The 5,166-nt window shown below is 36.6% G+C and carries 5 protein-coding genes; 4 read left to right on the top strand and 1 reads right to left on the bottom strand.

What is annotated here, in order from left to right; all coding sequences use genetic code 11:
• From BLQ81_RS21640 to BLQ81_RS21620, 4 genes are all read left to right on the top strand, one after another.
• On the top strand, window positions 1-453 hold a 453-nt coding region (locus BLQ81_RS21640; protein WP_139183708.1), incomplete at its 5' end, for a transposase.
• Between the two features lie 523 nt (window positions 454-976).
• Window positions 977-1,231, top strand: coding sequence for a TFIIB-type zinc ribbon-containing protein (locus BLQ81_RS21630; RefSeq protein ID WP_092735177.1), 255 nt, complete (start codon window positions 977-979; stop codon window positions 1,229-1,231).
• 45 nt (window positions 1,232-1,276) lie between these two features.
• Window positions 1,277-1,960, top strand: coding sequence for an exopolysaccharide biosynthesis protein (locus BLQ81_RS21625; protein ID WP_092735174.1), 684 nt, complete (start codon window positions 1,277-1,279; stop codon window positions 1,958-1,960).
• Between the two features lie 40 nt (window positions 1,961-2,000).
• Window positions 2,001-4,742 (top strand): cation-translocating P-type ATPase, encoded by a 2,742-nt coding sequence (locus tag BLQ81_RS21620; RefSeq protein ID WP_092735171.1) that lies wholly within the window; start codon window positions 2,001-2,003, stop codon window positions 4,740-4,742.
• A gap of 125 nt (window positions 4,743-4,867) precedes the next feature.
• Here BLQ81_RS21620 and BLQ81_RS21615 read toward each other — a convergent pair.
• A partial coding sequence (locus tag BLQ81_RS21615) for an IS66 family transposase (RefSeq protein ID WP_139183707.1) occupies window positions 4,868-5,166 on the bottom strand: 299 nt, incomplete at its 5' end.

Below are 5,166 nucleotides of genomic sequence, written 5' to 3'. Positions count from 1 at the left end.
TCTACAGGAAACAAGGTTTCGGATAAGTTTAAGGCAAGGGCAAGGTTGAATATTATGGTTACCAATGTTCCCGCTGAGATTCTGAAAGGAAAAGACATCAGGAAAGTATATTCCTTACGCCGGCAAATCGAGCTGATCTTCAAAACCTGGAAATCGCTGGTTACCATTGACGAGTTTAACACCAAAAAAATCCATCGGTTTGAATGCCAGCTTTATGGAAAATTGATCTGGATTATTCTTAATCTGACCATTTTCAATTGGTTACAAAATCAGGTATTACAAAAGAACAACGTGTTATGCAGTGTTTGGAAATACTTCAGGCTGATCCAAAACATATCGGATCACCTAATCAATGCTTTGAAAAGCCATAAAGAGTTGATAATCTTACTTGATCAACTCAAAGAGTTTGCTCCTAAAATTTTATACCTCGAAACGAAAACTAGCCTTAAATGAAATACTTACAACCTTAACCTGACGGCTATGGCCTGCGGTAGGCATGCATGCATGAAGAGCAATGTGAGGTGAGAGTCTCATGCGCGGTTCTGTGGGAAGGTGAGGGTGAAATTCCCTTGCCTAACCCGATTACCCAACATAAAGAAAGAAACCACGTATAATTAAAACCAATAAATAAAGTATTTTTGAGAAACATAAAAAAACACAATTATGAGAAAACTTTTGAAAAAAGCATCTTTCTAGCATTCTTTTCGATTACATTTTTTTCTTGCAGCGATGTAAGCAAAAAAGTTGATGAAAAGATTGAACAGATACTAAAAAAAAACAGAATCATTGGACTCTTTGCTTTTAACAAAGAGGTCGATAAAGTTTTAACTCTCGATTGACTAATCGATAAAGAATACCAAAAGGAAATAAAATTTGATTCACTTATACAGAAATCATCCTCAAAACTTGATTCTGTTGTAAATCAGGTTTTAAAACCTGAGAATTAGTAGTTATAAACAAATATAATAATACAAATATGAAATGTCCAAATTGCAAAGATGTAAATCTGGTTATTACCGACCGTAACGGAATTGAGATTGACTATTGTCCTGAATGTCGTGGTGTTTGGCTTGACCGAGGTGAACTTGATAAAATAATTGAACGAGCTTTGCCTCAACAAGATAAAAGGTATCCCGAAGATAATTATCAAGGGAAGGATTATCAAAACAGAGACAATGATTACCGTTATAAAAAAAAGAAAGGATTTCTAGGTGATATTTTTGATTTTTAATAATAACTCCTTTGAAGCAGTAATTGTAAATAATGTAATTTTTTTATGATTATAAAACCAAAAATTTCAAATAAAGAATTAGTTCATGTTTTTCAGAAAAATGAGTTTTTTGAAGACTCATTTTCTGAAAAATTTAAAAAAATAATTAATAAAATACCTGACAAAAATTTAACATTGTCAGAAATTGTAGACCTATTAGGAGATGATGGATTACTATTATTTGCAGCACTATTAAGTGTAATATTTCTAATTCCAGTATCAATACCTGGTTTCAGTACAGTGTTTGGAGGTGTTATCTTTTTTATAGGGGTGAGTCATCTGATAAACCAAAGATTTTGGCTACCTAACAGAATAAAGAATAAGATAATTTCGGCAGAAAAGCTACGTACAGCCCTAAATGATGGCTTGAAATGGTTTCATTTTTTAGAAAAAATAAGTAAACCACATCGGTTAAACATCTTGATAAACAATAAAATTGCAAGCAAAATCAATGGATTAATGCTTTTGCTTGGTTCAGTTTTGCTGATGTTACCGTTTGGATTAGTGCCATTTAGTAATACTTTGCCTGCATTAATAATTTTTTTTCTTTCTATTGGGACTTTACAGAAAGACGGAATTGTTATAATTTTTGGATATTTTTCTGTTTTGGGGACTTTTGTATACTTCGGATTTTTGTTTTCAAGTATAATTTTAGCGTTTAAGAAAATTGTAGAAACAATACTATTATAACATGTATTTCTAATTTCAAACACAAATTGTTTAATCAAAGATGGTAAAAAATAAAAGCGTTCAATGGCATGCCATAGACTATAAAGAGGTTATAGAAACTTTTGAAAGTTCATTAGAAGGGCTTGAATTAGAAGAAGTAAATAAAAGACGTCTTAAATACGGATTAAACAAACTAAACCGTAAAAACAAAGATGGCGTTTTAAAAGTACTTTGGCGGCAAATTAACAATCCATTGATTTGGGTTCTGATTGGTTCAAGTACCTTAGCAACCGCATTGGGGAAAATTACCGATGGGATGGTAGTGCTTGCCGTAGTAGTAGTAAATTCTATAATTGGGTTTATTCAGGAATACAAAGCAGGTAAAGCTATTGAAGCTCTTAGTAGCATGGTTCCCGAAAATGCCACTGTAATTCGAAATGGCAATATATTAACCATACCTGTTTCTGAGATTGTTCCCGGTGATATTGTTCAAGTGGCTGCTGGCGACCGTATCCCTGCCGACATGCGGATAATACAGCAAAAAAACCTACAAGTAGAAGAAGCTGCTTTAACCGGAGAATCGGTTCCTTCTCAAAAAACTACCAAAGCTGTATCTCACGATGCGGTAATTGGTGACAGGAAATGTATGGTTTATAGCGGCACTTTGGTTGTTTCAGGCACTGCTACTGCTGTGGTAGTAAAAACGGGTATGGATACCGAACTTGGTAAAATATCCGACATGCTTAACGAAACAGTTGATTTAGATACCCCATTAACACGAAAGCTTGGTCTTATTGGCAAATACTTAACCATTGGTATCGTCGCTATTACTGTAATTATTATGGTTATTGGCACATACCGTGCTTTGGGACAAGGGGTACTATTGTTCGATGCACTTAAAGAAAGCTTAATTTTTGCAATAGCTTTGGCTGTAGGTGCTATTCCGGAAGGTCTCCCGGCAGTTGTTACAATTGCCCTTGCCATTGGGGTGCAACGCATGGCAAAACGAAATGCCATTATACGTAAACTTCCTGCGGTTGAAACCTTAGGCAGTACAACCGTGATTTGCTCTGATAAAACCGGAACGCTTACACGAAACGAAATGACTGTAAGTGAATTATGGAACTATAACCACAGCATTCAAGTAACTGGTGTTGGTTATCACAAAGCTGGTGTTTTCAAACAAAACAATGCTGAACTAGCCGCTTTACCCGATGACATGTTGCTCTTGCTGAAAAAAGCTGTGCTTTGTAGCGATGCAAACGTAATTTATACAGCAAACGATTATAGTATCTCGGGCGACCCTACTGAAGTTGCACTGGTTGTAGCAGCTGCAAAAGCGGGTATTTCAATTGATGGTTTGCGTCAAGAAATACCAAGAAAAGACGTAGTGCCTTTCGATTCAGAAAAGCAGTACATGGCAACCCTTAACGACAATATTATCCTTAAAGGTGCTCCCGAGGTTGTGCTAAAACGTTGCTCTACGCACATTGGGGCTGTCAACTTGGATACACAAAAGGTTATTTCTCAAATCGAATTGCTTGGTTCGAAAGGAATGCGAGTGCTTGCCATAGCTCAAAAAACTCAAATCAAAAGTGATGAAATATCGGTAGATGATGTTGAAAACGGATTTGAGTTTCTAGGTTTGATTGGTATGATTGACCCACCGCGTACCGAAGCAATCGATGCTATAAAGGCTTGTCATAATGCAGGAATTACAGTGAAAATGATTACGGGAGACCATCAAGCAACTGCCCGTGCTATTGGTATGGAATTAAACCTTTCGGCAAATGGAACAGTTGTAACCGGTGTGGCTTTGTCGAAAATGAACGATGTAGAATTGGATAAGATCATACAAACTACCAACATTTTCGCACGTGTTGCCCCTGAACACAAATTAAGGTTGGTAAAAGCTTTGCAAAACAACAATGAAGTAGTTGCAATGACTGGCGATGGAGTGAACGATGCACCATCGCTCAAACAATCTAATGTGGGTATTGCTATGGGAATTACGGGAACTTCGGTTTCTAAAGAATCGGCCGATATTGTACTTGCTGATGATAATTTTTCGAGTATAGCTGCAGCTGTAGAAGAAGGGCGAAGGGTTTACGACAATCTGCTTAAGTCTCTCACCTTTTTGTTGCCAACTAATTTAGGACTTTCATTTATACTGATTTATGGCATTATGTTCTTTCCATTTAATCCTGTAACGAAAGAATTAATACTTCCAATGTTGCCTGTACAATTGTTGTGGATAAACTTAGTTGCAGCCATAGCATTGGCATTACCACTTGCATTCGAAGTAAAAGAGCCTAATATAATGAACCGTCCTCCCCGTAAACCCGATGAAGCACTTTTCAACGGATTTGTAACTTTTAGGGTGTTTTTTGTTTCGATACTAATGACAGTAGGAACTATCGTGCTTTTTAAATGGGAGTATGCTTACTCACTTACAAGCGGAATGGCACAAGCAGATGCTTTGGCTCGTTCCCAAAGCATAGCAGTAACGTTTATTATATTTTTCCAAATATTTTATTTGATAAACTGCAGGTCTCTGAAAGATTCGGTTTTTAAAATTGGGTTTTTTAGTAATGGCTTTGTCTTTTTGGGTATTGGGTCAATAATGCTTCTTCAAGCAATGTTTTTATACACGCCATTTATGCAAAAAGTGTTTGGAACTGCTTCTCTCGATGGAAAAGGTTTAATAATCTCATTTGTAGCCGGTTCATTGATATTTATTGTAATTAGCATCGAAAAATGGGTACTCCGAGAGTTGTTAAATAAAAAGAAAGGAGAGAATTAATCATATTTCTATAATACATTTAGCAATAAAAAACTGGTTCTACCCTGAATTTAATGGAATGATTACCTTTGAGCAAAAAGATGTTTGTATCCATCCGACCAACCCATGTTGATTAAGTTGGATTTTTATTTAGGTCGGTATTCTTTCCAGTTTGAGGGGAGGAGCTGGTAGAGGTTTTTTTGTTTGTGGCTTTGGATTCTTTCAAAGACATCTTTGAGCCAGTCAAATTCATTGAGGTTATTCTTTTTGCAGCTGGCCATGAAGGAGTACATCGCTGCGGTCATCTCGGCGGCGTTATGCGATCCTGCAAACAGGTAGTTCTTTCTGCCGATGGCTAATGGCCGGACGGCATTTTCGACCAGATTATTGTCGATTTCCATCTGACCATGGAGTACATAGGCACTCAGTCCTGCCCATCGCTTGT

The sequence above is a fragment of the Algoriphagus alkaliphilus genome (assembly GCF_900103735.1).
GTDB classification, from domain to species: Bacteria; Bacteroidota; Bacteroidia; order Cytophagales; family Cyclobacteriaceae; genus Algoriphagus; species Algoriphagus alkaliphilus.
This window is presented reverse-complemented; position numbering and strand designations above follow the sequence as displayed.